Source organism: Labrenzia sp. 5N, assembly GCF_012395805.1.
In the GTDB taxonomy this organism is placed as follows: Bacteria; Pseudomonadota; Alphaproteobacteria; order Rhizobiales; family Stappiaceae; genus Roseibium; species Roseibium algicola.
Map to the genome: position 1 here is coordinate 614,149 of NZ_JAAZTM010000020.1, position 17,292 is coordinate 631,440.

15 protein-coding genes are annotated in these 17,292 nt (G+C 56.8%); 6 read left to right on the forward strand and 9 right to left on the reverse strand.

The window, feature by feature from the left end; genetic code table 11:
- Window positions 1-141: 141 nt before the first annotated feature.
- On the forward strand, window positions 142-993 hold the full coding sequence (locus HEP89_RS23380) for a GNAT family N-acetyltransferase (RefSeq protein ID WP_022999381.1): 852 nt from the start codon (window positions 142-144) through the stop codon (window positions 991-993).
- 35 nt (window positions 994-1,028) lie between these two features.
- Here HEP89_RS23380 and HEP89_RS23385 read toward each other — a convergent pair whose 3' ends face one another.
- The 7 genes from HEP89_RS23385 to HEP89_RS23415 all read right to left on the reverse strand — a co-directional run bounded on the left by HEP89_RS23385 (window position 1,029) and on the right by HEP89_RS23415 (window position 8,457).
- Entirely contained in the window at window positions 1,029-1,973 is a 945-nt protein-coding gene (locus HEP89_RS23385) for an ornithine cyclodeaminase family protein (protein ID WP_168693184.1), read from the reverse strand.
- Window positions 1,974-2,075: 102 nt separating this feature from the next.
- A complete protein-coding gene (locus tag HEP89_RS23390) occupies window positions 2,076-3,176 on the reverse strand; it encodes a calcium:proton antiporter (protein ID WP_228148041.1) in 1,101 nt (366 codons plus the stop codon).
- Window positions 3,177-3,308: 132 nt separating this feature from the next.
- Window positions 3,309-4,088 (reverse strand): ABC transporter ATP-binding protein, encoded by a 780-nt coding sequence (locus HEP89_RS23395; protein WP_022999384.1) that lies wholly within the window; start codon window positions 4,086-4,088, stop codon window positions 3,309-3,311.
- Complete coding sequence (locus HEP89_RS23400) at window positions 4,085-4,840, reverse strand: ABC transporter ATP-binding protein (RefSeq protein WP_022999385.1); 756 nt, start codon at window positions 4,838-4,840, stop codon at window positions 4,085-4,087. The genes HEP89_RS23395 and HEP89_RS23400 overlap by 4 nt, the downstream gene beginning before the upstream one ends.
- An 11-nt stretch (window positions 4,841-4,851) precedes the next feature.
- Window positions 4,852-5,919: a branched-chain amino acid ABC transporter permease gene (locus tag HEP89_RS23405; RefSeq protein ID WP_228148144.1), complete on the reverse strand. Its 1,068-nt coding sequence runs from the start codon at window positions 5,917-5,919 to the stop codon at window positions 4,852-4,854.
- 73 nt (window positions 5,920-5,992) lie between these two features.
- The gene (locus tag HEP89_RS23410) at window positions 5,993-7,021 is read right to left on the reverse strand and encodes a branched-chain amino acid ABC transporter permease (RefSeq protein WP_022999387.1); all 1,029 of its coding nucleotides are present in this window, start codon (window positions 7,019-7,021) and stop codon (window positions 5,993-5,995) included.
- 89 nt (window positions 7,022-7,110) lie between these two features.
- Window positions 7,111-8,457 (reverse strand): substrate-binding protein, encoded by a 1,347-nt coding sequence (locus HEP89_RS23415; protein WP_031268785.1) that lies wholly within the window; start codon window positions 8,455-8,457, stop codon window positions 7,111-7,113.
- Window positions 8,458-8,941: 484 nt separating this feature from the next.
- Here HEP89_RS23415 and HEP89_RS23420 point away from each other — a divergent pair, with 484 nt between their 5' ends.
- The 5 genes from HEP89_RS23420 to HEP89_RS23440 all read left to right on the forward strand — a co-directional run bounded on the left by HEP89_RS23420 (window position 8,942) and on the right by HEP89_RS23440 (window position 14,837).
- Window positions 8,942-9,550 carry a pyridoxamine 5'-phosphate oxidase family protein gene (locus HEP89_RS23420; protein WP_022999389.1) on the forward strand — a complete coding sequence of 203 codons (609 nt, stop codon included), beginning with the start codon at window positions 8,942-8,944 and terminating at the stop codon, window positions 9,548-9,550.
- 225 nt (window positions 9,551-9,775) lie between these two features.
- A complete protein-coding gene (locus HEP89_RS23425; protein WP_197923283.1) occupies window positions 9,776-11,818 on the forward strand; it encodes a M3 family metallopeptidase in 2,043 nt (680 codons plus the stop codon).
- 64 nt (window positions 11,819-11,882) lie between these two features.
- On the forward strand, window positions 11,883-12,278 hold the full coding sequence (locus tag HEP89_RS23430; RefSeq protein WP_228148042.1) for a DUF423 domain-containing protein: 396 nt from the start codon (window positions 11,883-11,885) through the stop codon (window positions 12,276-12,278).
- Window positions 12,279-12,336: 58 nt separating this feature from the next.
- Window positions 12,337-13,767: a cytochrome P450 gene (locus HEP89_RS23435; protein ID WP_077292995.1), complete on the forward strand. Its 1,431-nt coding sequence runs from the start codon at window positions 12,337-12,339 to the stop codon at window positions 13,765-13,767.
- Window positions 13,764-14,837 (forward strand): lysophospholipid acyltransferase family protein, encoded by a 1,074-nt coding sequence (locus HEP89_RS23440; protein ID WP_077292996.1) that lies wholly within the window; start codon window positions 13,764-13,766, stop codon window positions 14,835-14,837. Before HEP89_RS23435 ends, HEP89_RS23440 begins: the two co-directional genes overlap by 4 nt.
- A gap of 1 nt (window position 14,838) precedes the next feature.
- Here HEP89_RS23440 and fghA read toward each other — a convergent pair whose 3' ends face one another.
- Both fghA and HEP89_RS23450 read right to left on the reverse strand, forming a co-directional pair.
- Window positions 14,839-15,666 (reverse strand): S-formylglutathione hydrolase, encoded by an 828-nt coding sequence (fghA, locus tag HEP89_RS23445; protein WP_077292997.1) that lies wholly within the window; start codon window positions 15,664-15,666, stop codon window positions 14,839-14,841.
- Between the two features lie 151 nt (window positions 15,667-15,817).
- On the reverse strand, window positions 15,818-16,930 hold the full coding sequence (locus tag HEP89_RS23450) for an S-(hydroxymethyl)glutathione dehydrogenase/class III alcohol dehydrogenase (RefSeq protein WP_022999395.1): 1,113 nt from the start codon (window positions 16,928-16,930) through the stop codon (window positions 15,818-15,820).
- Between the last annotated feature and the right edge of the window lie 362 nt (window positions 16,931-17,292).

Below are 17,292 nucleotides of genomic sequence, written 5' to 3' on the forward strand. Positions count from 1 at the left end.
GGTTCCGACGCAAGGGAGACGACATCAGCAACCGTCAGCTGTTCAGGCAAAGCCGAGGGAATGCCACCTCAGGCAAGTGTTTCTTTTCATTTCGAGTCATCCTACGCTGCTGCAAAAGCCTGCAAATGCTCGGGAGGTCAGATGACAGACGCGTTCAGGATTCGCCAGCTGAAGGAAAGTGAGATTCACATTCCACTCGAATTGGCGATGGAGGAAGGTTGGAACCCCGGGATTGAAGACGGCCCAGCATTCTTCACAGCCGATCCGAACGGGTATTTTGCCGGCGAAATAGACGGAAAGTTGATCAACGTTATTTCGGCAGTCCGCTACGGCGATACATTCGGCTTCATCGGGCTCTATATCTGCAAGCCCGAATTCCGGACCATGGGATACGGCCACCGGATCTGGGACCATGCAATGGCATATCTGGGGTCTCGGGTCATCGGTCTGGATGCGGTAAATGAGCAGACTGCGAGTTATGCCCAGCACGGGTTCAAATCTGTCTACCGGAACATCCGGCATGCCGGCATCTCAATGTGCGATACGCCCATGGACCCGCGCCTTGCACCACTGGGTCATGGCCTTTTTCCCGGCATACGTGATTATGACCAACGCTTCTTTCCGGCTGAACGCACGCAATTCCTGAAGACCTGGGCCGCCCCCATGCTGGAAACACGTCGCGGCTTTGCCTTTGTCGAAGATGGTCATGTCAGGGGCTACGGCATTATCCGCCAGTGCCATGAAGGCTACAAGATCGGGCCCCTTTTCGCGGATGAGCCGGAAATTGCCGATACCTTGTTCCGCACACTTGCCGGTCAGGTCAAAGGACAGACCATTATCCTCGACACGCCCGAACCCAATGCGGCAGCATTGCTGATGGCGGAAAAATACGAGCTGTCACCGGAATTTGAAACCTTCCGCATGTATCGCGGCCTGGCACCCGATCTGCCTTTGGACCAGCTCTACGGCATCACAACATTCGAATTGGGCTGAGGCGGCAGTCCGCCCCGCGCCCTGTGTGTTTCCAATCAATGCTCGACTGACTGGTAGGCAAGAATGGCGCCGGCAAGGTCTTCCAGCGCTGCCCCCACCGACTTGAACATGGTGATGGCTTCTTCACTCTGCCGGCCAGGATGGTCACCCCGACAAAGCTCATACAGGTCAGCCTTGATTTCGCCTGGCGACAATACCCCGGCCTTGATCGGCTGAACGATATCTCCACCTTCGGAAAGGCACCCATCGCGGGTGTCCACGAAGATCTCTGCCCGCTTGACAAGATCGTCGTCACTCTCGCGCATGCTGGGCTTGAAGGCCCCCACAAGATCCACATGCGTTCCCGGCTTCAACAAGGCACCCTTGATCAAGGGTTCGGAAGAGAGAGTTGCGGCACTGACGATATCCGCTTCCCCAAGCGCTTCCTTCAAACTTGTTGCTGACTTCAGTTTCACCGGGAACTGGTCGGCAAGCGAGCTCACGACTTCTTCCGTCTTTTCCCTGGACCGCCCCCAGATGGTGACTTCGTCAATGGAACGAACGGCCATATGCGCGGCGATCAGATTGGGAGCAAGGCGCCCGGTGCCGAGTACCAGCAGATGCCGCGCGTCGGAGCGAGCCAGGTAGCTGGCCGCAAGTGCGGAGGCCGCTGCGGTGCGCCTGGCTGTCAATTCGCCACCGTCGATAAGCGCGAGCATCTCTCCGGTTCGTGCATCCGACAAAAGGTATTGCGCAGAAATTGCGGGAAGATTGCGCTCCGAATTGCCCGGAACCACATTGACCACCTTTACGCCCGCATATCCGCCCGGCACCCAGGCCGGCATCAGCAGCACAGTCGCATCGGGTTCACCGGGTATTTCCATGTCATGATGGTGGCGGGTTGGCATCACGCAGCCAGACCGGAACATCTTTGCCAAAGCGTCTATCAGATCAGGATATGGCAACGCATCGCGGGTCTGGTCTTCGGTCAAAAGCAGCATGTTGGGCCAATCTGTTAAGTGTTAACTTTATTGATACAAATCATATTCCCCGGAGCAGTCCAAGCATTTGCTCGGACGAAAAACTCCAGGAGAGCGTAATTTTCAGGACAAGTCGAAGATCATCATTACATAGGCGGCGAACAGTGCCAGATGAACCGCGCCCTGGAGATAGTTCGTCGCCCTGCTGCCGAACGTCAACAGGCTTATGAACAGGGTCAGCACGAGCATGATGATGTCGGCAGGTTCCAGGCCGAGCTCAATCTTGAGTCCTGTCACCCAACTTACGAGAAGAACGGCTGGCACTGTCAGACCAATGGTCGCCACCGCGGATCCAAGGCAGATATTTACAGCGCGCTGAAGCTTGTTATCACGTGCAGCCTGCAAAGCGCTGAGCCCCTCGGGCATCAGCACAAGTGCCGCAACAATGAACCCGCTCAAGGCCAGCGGTGCTCCCAGCCCCTCGATACCGAATTCCACATAGAGTGCGAGCTTCTTCGACAGGAGGATGATCGGAAGAAGTGCCCCGAACAGGCCAATGATGTGAAATGGCATCGACCGGACGACCACGCCATGATGCCCTTCATCATGGCCGTCGTCGTCGGGCTGCCGAAAGATATCGCTGTGCGTTACCGTCTGGATCGCCAGAAACACGCCATACAGCAGCAGGCACATGACGACATCGAACGCTGACTGTAGCGGAGACAGCTCTCCGCCAGGAGCCGAGTGGGTGATGCGCGGCAACACGAGTGCAAAGATTGCCAGAGGCACAAGCACCGACAGGAACGCATTCGCGCCTTGCAGATTATAGGTCTGGTTCTTGTGGCGCAGACCGCCTGCCAAAAGACACAGGCCAACCAGCCCGTTCAGGACAATCATCACGACCGAGAACATCGTGTTGCGTGCCATCGTCGGAATGGCGTCGCCCGACAGCATGATCGCAACAATCAGCGCAACTTCGATCCCGATGACCGCCAGTGTCAGGATCAAGGTACCGAAGGGTTCGCCAAGCAGGGTTGCCAGGCATTCCGCGTGCCGGACGACCGAAAAGGCGCACCACATAACCGTGACGAATATGACCGCCAGTAGCAACAGCGACGGGACAATCCCGATCGTTTCCGGTTTCAAGGCATCGCCCGCGAAGGTGAAGGCGGCAAAGACCGCAAATCCAGTGAAGCTCGGCAATTCCGATTTGAGGCTGGTCACAAAGAAACCCGATAAAAAATGAAAACAGTCTGGACAGACTATAGGCCGCCGCCGCCGCCTTCAACCAATGCCGGCAGACAAAAAAAGGCCGGCGCTTGGCACCGGCCTTCAGCTTCTGAAATGTCCGCAGGGTCAGATCGCCAGGTATTCCTGACGTAGCTGCGGATTGTCGAGGACTTCCTGTGCAGATCCGTCGAACACGACCTCTCCCATGTCCAGAATGACCGCCCTGTCGGCAAGGTGAAGCGCCGCGATTGCGTTCTGTTCAACAATGATGGTCGTGATGCCGAGATCCTTCACGCCTTCGAGGATGCGCTCGATCTCCTGAACGATCACCGGTGCGAGGCCTTCATAGGGCTCGTCCAGCAACAGCAGTTTGATGTCGCGCGCGAGGATACGTGCAACAGCCAGCATCTGCTGTTCGCCGCCGGACATGGTGATGGCGTCCTGCGACCGTCGTTCGGCCAACCTCGGGAAATGCTCGTAGATACGCTCGATCGACCATCCGACCGGCTCGGCAATCTGCGAAAGCTCCAGGTTCTCCTGAACCGTCAGTCCCGGAATGATGCGTCTGTCTTCCGGAACGAGGCCGACGCCCTGGCGGGCTGCCTGAAAGCTCTTCATGGTGTGAAGCGGCTTGTGATCGAGCCACACCTCGCCATGTTTCAGCTGCGGATCCTCCATCCGGGCGATTGCACGCAACGTCGATGTCTTGCCTGCGCCATTGCGGCCCAGAAGTGCAAGGATCTCGCCCTCACGAATGTCAAAACTGACACCCTGAACGATATAGCTTTCGCCGTAATAGGCATGCAGGTCCCACGCAGAGAAAAATGCGGGGGCGCCGCCTTGAGATTTGCGCGGCGGGACGCCGGGAGCGGACCGGCCGCTGAACTGATCGTCAAGTAGGGTCACAGATGCGCTCCTCCGAGATAAGCTTCCTGTACGCGCGGGTCGCCCTTGATCTCTTCAGGCTTGCCTTCCGCGATGATCGTTCCCTGTGCGAGCACGGTGACCTTGTCGGCAAGCGAGAACACGACATGCATGTCATGTTCGATAACCACCTTGGTGATACCGCGTCCGGCAATCCGTTTCAGAAGATCGATCGTGTTGTTGGTATCGGCGCGGGACATGCCCGCGGTCGGTTCATCGAGAAGCAGCAGCTTCGGATCCTGCGAGAGGCACATGGCCAGCTCGAGCCGGCGCTTGTCACCACGTGACAGGGAACCGGAAATAACGTCTTTTTTCTCCGCCAGGCCGACGTCCTCCAGCATGTGAAGTGCCTTGTCCTGGATTTCCGCATCCCTATCGAGCCGCTTGAACGGACGCAGTGAGAACTGTCCGTCGCGCTTTGCCATGGTGGGGATGATGACGTTTTCCAGCAGGGTGAGTTCTGCGAAAATTTCAGGGGTCTGGAACACCCGAGAAACGCCGACCTGGTTGATCTCGTAGGGCTTCATGCCTGTGAGCGAGATATCACCGAACTTCACCGTGCCGGTATCCGGGATCAACCGGCCGATCATGCAGTTCAGGAAGGTCGATTTACCCGCTCCGTTCGGCCCGATGATCGCGTGAACAGTGCCCTGCTCCACCGAGAAGTTGACATTGTTGAGGGCTCTCAGACCGCCGAACGACTTGTTGACGCCCTCTACACGTAGGATTTCCATATTCTTGTTCCTTACTCTGCAGGGGCAGTTGCACGGTTCGGTTCGGACTTGCCGGACGACCGCTTGAACAGCTTACCGATCCGGGACACGCCTTCCATGATGCCACCAGGCAGGAAGATAACGATCAGCATGAAGAGAACACCGAGCGTAAGATGCCAGCCTTCACCGACGAACAGGCCGGCAACGGAGATGACGGGGCCTTCGATAAAGTCCGGAAGGAAACCGAAAATCTCATGCAGGGTCTGCTCGTTGAAGGCAGAGAAGATGTTCTCGAAATACTTGATCAGCGCCGCACCGAAGATCGGGCCGAGCAAGGTGCCTGCGCCGCCGAGAATGGTCATGAGAACGACCTCTCCCGACGCAGTCCATTGCATGCGTTCAGCACCCGCCAGCGGATCGGTGATGCACATCAAAGCACCGGCCAGACCTGCATACATTCCCGAGATCACGAACGCCGCCAGTGTGTAGGGACGCGGATTGAGGCCGGTGTAGGTCATACGGTTCTGGTTGGTCTTCACGGCGCGCAACATGATGCCGAAAGGCGACCGGAAGATCCGCTGTGCAACGAAGAAGCCGATCAGAAGGATGACCGCACAGAAGTAGAACCCGCCCCACCCGGTCATTTCAATGCCGAACAGGTTCGCGATCAGCGGGCCTTCCTGACCGCCATTGCCATCGAACAGACGCGGGTCGCTGCGCAGAACACGCAAGCCGGTCTCCCCGTTGGTGATTGGCGTCAGAACCGAATAGGCCAGGTTATAGGACATCTGAGCGAAAGCGAGCGTCAGGATCGAGAAATAGATGCCCGACCGGCGCAGCGACACATAGCCGATGGCAAGTGCGAAGATGCCGGACGCGATGATTGCCATGATCACGGCGGGGATCGGGTTCATGCCAAGCAGCTTGAACGTCCAGACTGCGGTGTAGGAACCGACACCCAGAAACGCGGCATGGCCGAATGACAGGTATCCAGTCAGACCGAACAGAATGTTGAAACCAGTCGCAAAGAGACCAAAGATTGCAAACTTCTGCAGAAGGTCGGGATAACCGGCACCAATCGGCTCAAGCCAGATCGGCATCGTAAGCACCGCGACAGCAAAGATCGCAAAGAAGATGTAGTCGCGTGCAGGAGATGTTTTTGTAGACATTTTTTTAGTTCTCCATGACGCCCTTGCGGCCCATCAGCCCGCGCGGACGCACGAGAAGGATGACCACAGCAACGAGATAGATGATGATCTGGTCGATGCCTGGAAGAATGGCCTTGATTTCATTCATCGATGCGAAGGACTGCAGGATGCCGAGCAGGAAACCTGCCGCGACGGCTCCAGGCAGCGACCCCATGCCGCCAACAACCACCACGACGAAGCTGAGCACGAGGAAGTCCATGCCCATGTGATAGTCGGGCGGCAGGATCGGCGTGTACATGACCCCGGCTAGACCGGCGACCACTGCGGCAATCGCGAAAACGATGGTGAAACGGCGCTCGATGTTGATGCCCAACAGCCCGACCGTATGACGGTCTGCCATGCCGGCCCGGACAACCATGCCGAAGGTGGTGAATTGCAGGAAGGCGAAGACGGCTGCGATGATGGCGCCTGCGAAGGCAAGGTAGACCATGCGCCAGTACGGATAGACGATCACGCCAGGATCCAAGCCGAGGGCAGCTCCGATGTCGGCTGCTCCGCGTACGGCATCTGGCGCGGTTTGCGGGATCGGGTTGGCGCCGAAAATCGACTTGATGATTTCCTGAAGAACGATAGCGAGGCCGAAGGTGACGAGGATCTGATCGGCGTGCGCCCGGTTGTAGAAGTGCTTGATCAGGCCGCGTTCCATGATGAAACCGAAAAGCAGCATGACCGGAATGGCAAGCAGGATGGAAACCGGCACCGAATAGTTGAGCACCCAGTGACCGAAGTCTCCGAGGTATGCCTCGATGTAGGGTGTACGGATTTCGAGGGGAGTTCCCCACGCCGTCGTCTTGGTCGGATCCGTCGTCACGATCTCCAGGCTGAGAAGCTTGTTGAACGACACCGCGCAGAACGCACCAAGCATGAACAAGGCACCATGCGCGAAGTTGACGACCCCAAGGGTCCCGAAAATCAGGGTCAGTCCCAAGGCGATCAGCGCGTATGCTCCGCCCTTGTCCAACCCGTTCAGCAGTTGAAGAATAATCACATCCATGGTCTTGCCGCTATTTGCTGCGTCACTTGCGTCCTGATAAGCAGCAGCCGCCGGCGGAGATCCTCCGGCGGCTGCCGACGTTCAAGAGCTTATGCGCCGTTGTTGCACGCGCCGAGTTCGCCACCCAGCATGTCTGCCGGGTATTCGACCTGCGAACGCGGAGTGACTTCCACCACTTCGAGAAGGTCGAACTGGGAGCTCGGGTTTTCTTTACCCTTCACGACCAGAACGTCCTTGAAGCACTGGTGGTCATCTGCACGATAGAGGGTCGGACCATTGCCCATGCCGTCGAACTCGAAGCCTTCGAGAGCTGCGGCGATCGCGCAAGGATCGAACGTGCCAGCCCGCTGTGCGGCATCGGCATAAAGCAGGGTCTGGACGTAGCAGGTGTGCGCAGCCTGGCTCGGCGGGAAGCCGTATTCCTGACCGAAGGACTTGACGAAAGCCTTGGAGCCTTCGTCCTGCAGCGACCAGTGCCAGTTGGTGGAGCCGAAGATACCCTTCACGTTTTCACCGGCACCCTGCGCCATCAGACGAGAGTACAGCGGAACCACGATCACGAAGTCCTTGCCGTTGACCTGCTTGTCGCGCAGACCGAACTGAACAGCCTGGGTCAGGGAGTTCACCATGTCCTTGCCATAGTGGTTCAGAACAAGAACGTCAGCACCGGAGTTCAGAACCGGCGTGATGTACTGCGAGAAGTCACCAGCGCCAAGCGGCGTACGAACGGCAGCTGTTGTCTCCCAGCCCATGCCTTCGGTGTACTTCTTGATGGATTCTTCCTGAGACCAGCCCCAGGTGTAGTCGGCGGTAAGGTGATAGGCCTTGCGATCGGTGCCGTAGTTGTTCTTCAGAACCGGAGCCAGCGCAGCGCCGGACATTTCGGTGTTGAAGAAGTGACGGAAACCGTTCTTGCGCTTGTCCTTGCCGGTGGTGTCGTTGGAGTGGGTCAGACCCGCCATGAAGATGACGCCTGCTTCCTGGCAGAGCGACTGCACGGCGATCGCCACACCGGAGGAAGAACCACCGGTAATCATGATAGCGCCGTCTTTTTCGATCATGCGCTTTGCGGATGCACGGGCTGCATCAGACTTGGTCTGCGTGTCACCGGTCACGAAGGCGACCTTCTTGCCGTTGACGCCGTTGCCCTTGAGTTCCTTCGACGAGAAGGTGTTCAACAAACCGCCGTCGCCTTCACCGTTCAGGTGCTTGACGGCAAGCTGATAGGCGCGCAGTTCGTCTGCCCCTTCGTCGGCATATGCGCCGGTCTGCGGAACGTTGAAGCCCAGAACGACTTCAGCGCCTGTCGGTTCGTTGAGATAACCGGCAGACCATGCGCGGCTGGTGAAAATGGTCGGCGTTGCCAATGCGGCACCGCCCAATGCGCCAGCGCGCAAAATGGAACGACGATTGAGGGGTTTACGAATTAAGCTCATACTTTCCTCCCAGAAAGGCGTCGCGTACCCACCTCGGGCACGCCTGCAATAGCTGTACAGCTGCAAGCAATTCCGGCTTGTTCCCCGTCCGGGATCCCGGCTCCTCCGCACCAAAACTGCAAGCTGCAACGACTGTAAAAAAATCATCTGCAAAACAGCAATACGACTATCGGATCGCTCACCCTCACCAACTCATTATACTTTCGAAGTAATCACGGCTAATCTTCGAATTTTCTCGCGATTTTTATTGCATTGCGTCATTTTGTTTCTTTTTGATTTTCAGCCACTTACTTCTCACGCATACCGCAACGCGAAATTACCTTGACGTAAAGGTTCAAAAATCCGGAATTTCAAAACGTTAGACCAAAGTGCAAGATCGGACGGAGCTCAAAGGACGTCCGCGGCGAAATTGACGGAGACGGATACGGGCGGATAAGCTGCGGCTCTCGCCTTCGTCCCCGTACACCCGCCCGGAATCATTTCAATGAGCATCCTCACTTCCCTTGAGGACCTTCACGCACACTACGGTACTGCCGGAGAAGCGTCCTTGATCAAGGAAATCGATCATCTGAGCCCTGCGTATCGCAGGATTGTCGAGGCTTCCAACTTCTGCACACTTGCAACCTGTGGACCAGAAGGGCTCGACTGCTCTCCGCGCGGCGACGACGGCATGGTTGTCAGGATACAGGATGACCAGACGCTGCTGATGCCCGACCGGCGGGGCAACAACAGGATCGACTCGCTGCGCAATATTGTTCGCGACCCGCGTGTCTCGCTCATGTTCATGATTCCCGGCTGGAACAACGTTCTGAGGATCAACGGCAAGGCAGTACTTTCCGTCGAGCAGGACCTTATTGCCAGCTTCGAGAAAGAAGGCCATTTGCCTCGTTCGGTGATCGTGGTCACGATCGGCTCGGTCTACTTCCAGTGTGCACGCGCCATCATGCGTGCCGGCCTCTGGGAAACCGAGAACAGGACCGGCAAGGGCGACTTGCCGTCACCAGGTGAAATCATGAAGGAAATCAAGGCAAGTTTCGATGGTGAAACCTATGACCGCGAATGGCCGGAGCGTGCCAAGACTTCGATGTGGTAAGCGGTCTCCAAGGGATGCCAATGACATCGAACGACCGATACAAGACATCATGAGGCAAGCGATTGCCGTTGCCTTCCTTACCCACCAAACAGTAACACCGGTTGCCATATCGCGTTCTGCGGCCTGACCGGCTTCAAGGCGCTATTTAGCCGCAGAGTGCTTGGAACCGATCCCAATCTGCGCCATATGTCGCTGACATCCTTCAAGATACCTTCCGAGGCACAAATGACCGTCAATCCGCTTCTTTCCGACTGGACCACGCCGTTCGACCTGCCTCCCTTCGAAACGATCTCTCCCGAGCATTTCGAGGAAGCATTCGACGCCGCCATGGCGGAAGCCAAGGCGGACACTGACAGGATCGCCGATCATGAGGTGGCGCCGACTTTTGAAAACACGATTGTTGCCCTGGAGACGTCAGGAAAGACGCTCACCAAGGTTGCAAGGACGTTTTTCAACCTGACCGGTGCCCATACCAATGAGGCCCTGCAAAAGATCGAGCGCGACGTTGCACCGAAGCTTGCCAAACATTCCTCGGAAATGCTGCTGAATTCCAAGCTATACGGCCGGATTGCTGCATTGTGGGAACAAAGGGATTCGCTTGAACTCAATTCCGAAGACGCACGCGTGCTCGAGCGGTATCAGAAAATGTTCCAGCGGGCCGGTGCAGGCCTTGACGATGCCGGCAAGGCGCGGATGGCTGACATTTCGCAAAGACTTGCCACCCTCGGCACCAGCTTTTCCCAGAACGTACTCAAGGATGAGTCGGATTATCAGCTTGTTCTGGAAACCGAGGAAGACCGTGCCGGCCTGCCTGACTTCCTGCTGACGTCGGCTGCCGAAGCTGCAAACGAACGAGGGCTTGACGGAAAGCACGTCATCACGCTTTCCCGTTCCTCAATCGAACCTTTCCTTCAATTTTCCACGAACCGGCGTTTGCGTGAAGAAGCCTTCAAGGCATGGTCCGCCCGTGGAGAAAACGGCGGCCAGACCGACAACCGGGCAATCATCAGCGAAACCCTCAAACTGCGGGACGAGAAAGCCCGGATGCTCGGTTTCAAGAACTTTGCGGAGTTCAAGCTCGACGACACGATGGCCAAGACGCCTGACAACGTCAGAGGCCTGCTTGTGAAGGTCTGGGAACCGGCGGTCGCTCAGGCGCGGGAAGAAGAAGCCAAGCTGGCGGATATGGCGCGCAATGCCGGCGAAAACCATTCTATCGAGGCATGGGACTGGCGCTTTTATTCCGAAAAAGTCCGCAAGGCCGAACACGATCTGGATGAAACGGAGCTGAAGCCTTACCTGCAGCTTGAAAACATCATCCAGGCTGCCTTTGACACGGCAACACGTCTCTTCGGGCTTACTTTCAAAGAACTCAAGGGCATGCCAGTCTACCATCCGGATGTCCGGGTGTTTGAAGTACTCGGCAAGGATGGCAATCACGTCGGTCTCTTTCTGGGAGACTATTTCGCACGGTCGTCAAAAAGATCCGGTGCCTGGATGAGTGCATTCCGGTCGCAACACAGGCTGGAAGGCGACGTAACGCCGATCATCGTCAATGTGATGAATTTCTCCAAAGGTGCCAAGGGTGAAGCCACACTGCTGACGTTCGATGATGCCCGGACCCTGTTCCACGAGTTTGGCCATGGCCTGCACGGTCTTCTTTCGAATGTGACCTACCCCATGATCTCGGGCACCAGCGTCTCGCGTGACTTCGTCGAGTTGCCCTCTCAGCTGTATGAGCACTGGTTGTCTCAACCCGAAGTGCTTTCAAAATACGCCGTTCACTACAAGACCGGCGAACCGATGCCCGAGGCACTTCTCGACAAGCTGCTTGCTGCCGCCAATTTCAATCAGGGATTTGCGACGGTAGAGTATACGGCTTCCGCACTGATCGATCTCGAACTCCATCAATTGGAAGATCCGGCAGAACTAGATGTTGCAGCCTTCGAAAAGGAAGAACTCGGCAAGATCGGCATGCCGCAAGCCATCACGATGCGTCACCGTATCCCGCATTTCCAGCATGTCTTTTCGGGCGACGGCTACGCGGCTGGATATTACAGCTACATGTGGTCGGAAGTGATGGATGCGGACGCGTTTGAGGCATTTGAAGAGAAGGGCAACGTATTTGATCCGGAAACGGCTGGAAAACTGTTGACCTACATCTATTCAGCCGGTGGCCGGCAGGACCCGGAAGCCGCGTATCTCGCATTCCGGGGGCGTGCGCCACGGATCGATGCTCTTCTTGAAAAGCGCGGCTTTGCTGCCTGATCCGACCCCTTCTCCAGGCCTGCCGGCTTGCGCCGGCGGGTCAAACGTTTCCAGGACAAACCGGATGACCCACATGCAGCCTCAGGCGACCCCGACCGCTCCTCTTCTCAGAACGGGCATGGCCATGGCCAGTGTCTCAGGTGCAGCCGGCGTCGTAAGTCTGGCATTGTCCGCGCACGCCAGCGCGTCAAGCCTGATAGAAACCGCTGCACACATGCTTTTGTTTCACGCGCCTGTGTTCCTGGGCATCGGCCTTCTCGCCCAATTGCGGAGAGTGCCGCTCCTTCCCGTCGTTTTGATATTCCTTGCCGCAGGACTGTCCCTGTTCTGTGGTGACCTGTTGATGCGGGCTTTTCTGGAAAGGCGCCTGTTTGCGATGTCGGCGCCAATCGGAGGCATGATGGTGATCCTCGGATGGCTGATGCTCGCGCTCTGTGCTTTACGTGTTCGGCCCAAGTGACTAAAAGCCATCTGACAGGTTATTCCGGTAAAACCAGAACCAATTCGGATTATTTTTAGTGACTGTTTCCGCACAAATTTCAGGCGACACCCAAAAGGCCGAACCGACAGCCACCAAGGCTGAAGACTTCGTGCCGCCCTACCCGTTCCGCTATGAAAAGATGCCGCCGGTCTGGAGCCTGATCGGCATGGCCAAGCGCAATTTTCTATCTATTTGGGGCGTTGATGATTTTCAAAGCCGCCTCAGAAGCAAAAAGATCTTCACTCGTGAACTGGTGATCTGCAACCGGCCAGACGTGGTTCGTGAAGCATTCCAGACCAATCACGAGGTCTTGCAGCGCAAAAGCCCGCAAATGCGTCATGCCTTGCAGCCTCTTCTCGGCGACGGTCTTTTTATCAGTGATACCGAAACCTGGGCGAAACGCCGCAAGGTGGTAGCACCGATCATCCACGGCTCGCGCGTCAAAGGATTCGCGCCGATCATGATCGAAACCATCGAGGAACAGCGAGCCGACTGGGCATCGCAGGGCGAAGGCGCTGAGGTCGATGCGCTCGCCGATATGGCACACCTGACAGCAGAGATCATTTGCCGGACCATTTTTGGACGCCAGCTGGGCAAGGATCATGCTGCCGAAGTCGTTCAGGGTTTTTCGGATTATCAGCGCCATATCGACCAGGTCGACATCCTCTCCCTCTTCGGACTGCCCGAATGGCTGCCACGTTTTCGTGGCCGTGCGATCAAGAAACCTGTCGAGCGCATCATGACGGTGCTCGACAAGATCATCGCCAACTACGAAGCGCAGAAGGAAAAAGGCGAAGCATCCGTCATTGGCGGTTTGCTGGAAGCGAGAGACGAGAACGGCGAACCACTGAGCCGTGAGGCAATCATCAGCGAAGCTGCCGTGATTTTCATGGCCGGCCATGAAACAACTGCCAACACACTGGCCTGGGCCTGGTTCCTGCTGTCCCAATGCGACAAGAGTAGGGCAAAATTGCAGGCCGAACTCGACACGGTCCTCGCCGACCGGTCACCAACATTCCAGGACGTTCCCAACCTGCCCTACACCAAGGCTGTCATCGAGGAAACCTTGCGGCTGTATCCGCCGGTCCCGATCCTTGCGCGAGAGGCAATGGCCGACACAAGCATCGGCGGCAAGTCAGTGCCAAAAGGTTCGCTGGTCATGGTGGTGCCATGGCTTATGCATCGCAATCCGGTGCTATGGTCGAAACCGGACGTTTTTGATCCCGGCCGTTTTCTCAATCCGAAATCGAAAAAACCCAATAAATACGGGTATGTCCCCTTCAGCATCGGCCCGCGCATTTGCGCCGGACTGCAATTCGGCATGACAGAAGCAATTCTCAGCCTGGCCATTCTCGCCCAGGATTTCGAACTCAAGCTGAAAGACGGCACGGACGTCCAGCCGGTAGCGCGGTTGACCTTGCGCCCTGGTGAAAACCTGCCAATGACGCTGCACCCGCGCCATTCATGACCAAACAGACGCGGCTGGAAGATATTCCCTTCGCTGAAACTCTTGCAGAAGAGCCCGCCGCTCCTCGTCTACGGGACCTCTTTTCTCAACAGGAGGCAGAGCGGGAGGCAGCTCGGCTTCACTGGTTCGTTCATGTCAAGGACGGTGTCCTGAACACCCTTTTTCATCATTCGCTGAAGCTGTGCCCACCAGCATTCGCATCGGCTTTCGGCAATTTGCTCGTGCCGGTAATGCGCTGGTCATATCGAGACAAACTGTTTCCGCAGCGCATCAGCCGTAATTTTGAAACGCTGACCGTCAACCGCTGGAACACCGACACGGGCCGGAAAGCGGGACTGAAACGATGGTGGCACAACATCGGCCGAACGATGTCCGAGTTCTGCATCGTCAACAAGTTATGGAAAAGTGCTCGTATTGAAGTTGAAGGGCTGGAACATCTGAAAGCGGCGCAGGCCAAAGGCGCACCAGTGATCTTCACATCCATGCATCTTGGCACCTGGGAAGCACTTTTCGTGGCGATACACGAGGGGCTCGCCGGACCGAGCATCGGTCCATTTCAACCTGAACCCAACCGGTTCAAGAACCGCATTGTTCATGCGATCCGCAAGGAGCGAAACCAGTATCTTTTCCCACCGGGTCAAAGAAGCGCGTATCGGCTGCACCGGTTGATGAACAACGGGCAGTATTCCATGACCATTTTCGTGGACGAAGTTCGCGACAAGCAGGTCCATCTGCCCAGTTTCGGTCGACCATTACCGAAAAAAGGAAATGCGACCGTCGCGGTAAAGATCGCCAATTCCTGCGGCGGCACAATTATCCCGACATATCTTGTGCGACTGGGACCGGCCCGTTTCAGGATGGTCCTTCTGCCACCTCTGCAAAGACCTGAAGAAACCACCGGCTATGATCTACAGGAAACAATCCGGGCCATGAACGATGTGTTCGAACCGATCGTTCTCGAACACATCGAAGAATGGTACATGTTAGGCGAATTGAGATTGCCCAGAAAATTCGCCCAAAGCGCCTACGCGAAAGCCTTGAGCGAAAAGAACCAAGTCCGAAAGTGGTAGATTAACCCTTCAGTCGCTCGGCATGCCAGGCGACGTGGTCGCGCGCGAACGTTGACACGAAATAATAGGAATGGTCGTAGCCTGCCTGCAAGCGGTAGGTGTGAGCCGTCTTCGTTTCGGTCAATGCATCGATGAGTGCAGCGGGTTTGAGCAGTTCGTAGAATTGATCGCCTGCACCCTGATCAATCAGAACATCACCGGCCCAGCCCTTTTCCTTGACCAGAACCGTCGCGTCATGCGCTGTCCAGAGTGTCTCATCAGCTCCGAGATAGGCCCCAAGCTGTTTGCGGCCCCAGTCGGAAGCCGTGGGGTTTGCGATCGGCGCAAAGGCTGACAATGACTGATAATGCCCGGGATATTTCATTGCCAGCGTCAACGCGCCGTGCCCGCCCATGGAATGCCCGGTGATCCCGTGATGCACGGAAACTGGGAAGTTCTCGGTCACCAGATCGCGCAATTCGCTGGCAATGTAGGTCTCCATCTGGAAATGTGGCGCCCATGGAGTCTCTGTCGCGTTGACGTAGAAGCCCGCCCCCTGCCCCAGATCATAAGCCTCATCATTGGCAACGCCCTCGCCACGCGGGCTGGTGTCCGGAAAGACGACGGCAATACCAAACTCGGCGGCATGGGCCTGCAGCCCGGCTTTGGTCATGGCGTTTTCATGGGTGCACGTCAGACCCGACAAATACCAAAGACATGGCACGGGGCCGTCCTTGGCCTGCGGCGGAATGTAGACCGCAAAAGTCATTTCACAACCACAGGCTTCCGACATGTGGCTATAGACACCTTGGGTGCCGCCAAAGGACTTGTTTTCGGAAAGGGTTTTCATTGTCAGTCAATTCCAATCTCTGAATAGCCGCCTATCCAAAAGGACTTCTCCGGCCTTGCCTTGCCAGACCGGAGAGACGCAGCATGCGCGTCCCCGCTTTCGCAGGGACGACGCCTTGGCAAAATGTCGGCGGGGTACGCCTGACGTTCGATCAGTAAACCACCACCGAGCGGATCGATTCACCGGAGTGCATCAGATCGAACCCCTTGTTGATGTCTTCGAGAGGCATCGTGTGGGTGATCATCGGATCGATCTCGATCTTGCCGTCCATGTACCAGTCAACGATCTTCGGAACGTCCGTGCGGCCACGCGCGCCACCAAATGCGGTGCCTTTCCAGACGCGGCCGGTCACAAGCTGGAACGGACGAGTCGAGATCTCAGCACCAGCCGGAGCAACACCGATGATGATGCTCTCGCCCCAGCCCTTGTGGGCTGATTCAAGCGCCGTACGCATGACATTCACGTTGCCGGTCGCATCGAACGTATAGTCGGCCCCACCTTTGGTGAGGTTCACAAGATACGGAACAAGGTCGCCGTCTACTTCACTCGGATTGACGAAATCGGTCATGCCGAAACGCTCCGCCATCTCTTTCTTTTCCGGGTTCAGGTCAACGCCGACAATCTGGTCGGCACCGGCAAGACGCAGACCCTGGAGAACGTTCAGACCGATGCCGCCGAGGCCGAAGACAATCGCACGCGAACCGATTTCCACCTTTGCGGTGTTGATCACCGCACCGATGCCGGTCGTAACACCACAGCCGATGTAGCAGACCTTGTCGAATGGCGCGTCCGGACGGATCTTCGCCAGAGCGATTTCCGGTACGACCGTGTAGTTGGAGAAGGTCGATGTGCCCATGTAGTGCAGGATCGGGTCACCATCGAGGGTCGAGAATCGGGACGAGCCGTCCGGCATCAGGCCCTGCCCCTGTGTCGCGCGGATCGACTGGCAGAGGTTTGTTTTCGGATTGAGGCAATATTCGCAGGTCCGGCATTCCGGCGTGTAGAGCGGAATGACATGGTCGCCCGGCTTCAGGGTAGTCACACCCGGGCCAACCTCGACAACGACACCTGCCCCTTCGTGACCCAGAATCGCGGGAAACAGACCTTCCGGATCCGCACCCGACAGGGTGAATTCATCGGTATGGCAGATGCCGGTTGCCTTGATTTCCACCAGCACTTCAAAAGCGCGCGGGCCTTCAAGCCTTACAGTGGTGACTTCAAGCGGTTTTCCGGCCCCAACGGCCACAGCGGCGCGAACTTCCATGAAGGATCTCCTGATGTGTGTTTCCCGGGGAGAGTTAACGTCCATATCTGCAAATGCAAGAACCGATGCGGCATCCGCTGTCGGGATTGCGCTATTCGATGAAATCTACCCCGCCCGACACCTTGCAGGAAGCGCTGAAATCCATTGTTTCTCCGAGGGTTTGGTTAGTCTGGCACAATTCATCGCAGGCCGTAAGACACCCATGTCGCATTCAGACAAGCATGCGACTGAAACCTTATACGCAACCTCGACCCCAATCGCGAATATGCCTCCCAATGGACGAGACTCCGGCCGTGTCGCTAAAGTCGTCGTTCAATTGCGTATTGACCCTGACGGCCGGCCGAGCGGATTTATCCGATTTG

Coding starts and splice junctions, on each gene's coding strand:
- HEP89_RS23380 (WP_022999381.1), top strand. CDS start 142: ATGACAGACGCGTTCAGGATTCGCCAGCTGAAGGAAAGTGAGATTCAC.
- HEP89_RS23385 (WP_168693184.1), bottom strand. CDS start 1,973: ATGCTGCTTTTGACCGAAGACCAGACCCGCGATGCGTTGCCATATCCT.
- HEP89_RS23400 (WP_022999385.1), bottom strand. CDS start 4,840: ATGGAAATCCTACGTGTAGAGGGCGTCAACAAGTCGTTCGGCGGTCTG.
- HEP89_RS23405 (WP_228148144.1), bottom strand. CDS start 5,919: ATGCCGATCTGGCTTGAGCCGATTGGTGCCGGTTATCCCGACCTTCTG.
- HEP89_RS23410 (WP_022999387.1), bottom strand. CDS start 7,021: ATGGATGTGATTATTCTTCAACTGCTGAACGGGTTGGACAAGGGCGGA.
- HEP89_RS23415 (WP_031268785.1), bottom strand. CDS start 8,457: ATGAGCTTAATTCGTAAACCCCTCAATCGTCGTTCCATTTTGCGCGCT.
- HEP89_RS23420 (WP_022999389.1), top strand. CDS start 8,942: ATGAGCATCCTCACTTCCCTTGAGGACCTTCACGCACACTACGGTACT.
- HEP89_RS23425 (WP_197923283.1), top strand. CDS start 9,776: ATGACCGTCAATCCGCTTCTTTCCGACTGGACCACGCCGTTCGACCTG.
- HEP89_RS23430 (WP_228148042.1), top strand. CDS start 11,883: ATGACCCACATGCAGCCTCAGGCGACCCCGACCGCTCCTCTTCTCAGA.
- HEP89_RS23440 (WP_077292996.1), top strand. CDS start 13,764: ATGACCAAACAGACGCGGCTGGAAGATATTCCCTTCGCTGAAACTCTT.
- fghA (WP_077292997.1), bottom strand. CDS start 15,666: ATGAAAACCCTTTCCGAAAACAAGTCCTTTGGCGGCACCCAAGGTGTC.
- HEP89_RS23450 (WP_022999395.1), bottom strand. CDS start 16,930: ATGGAAGTTCGCGCCGCTGTGGCCGTTGGGGCCGGAAAACCGCTTGAA.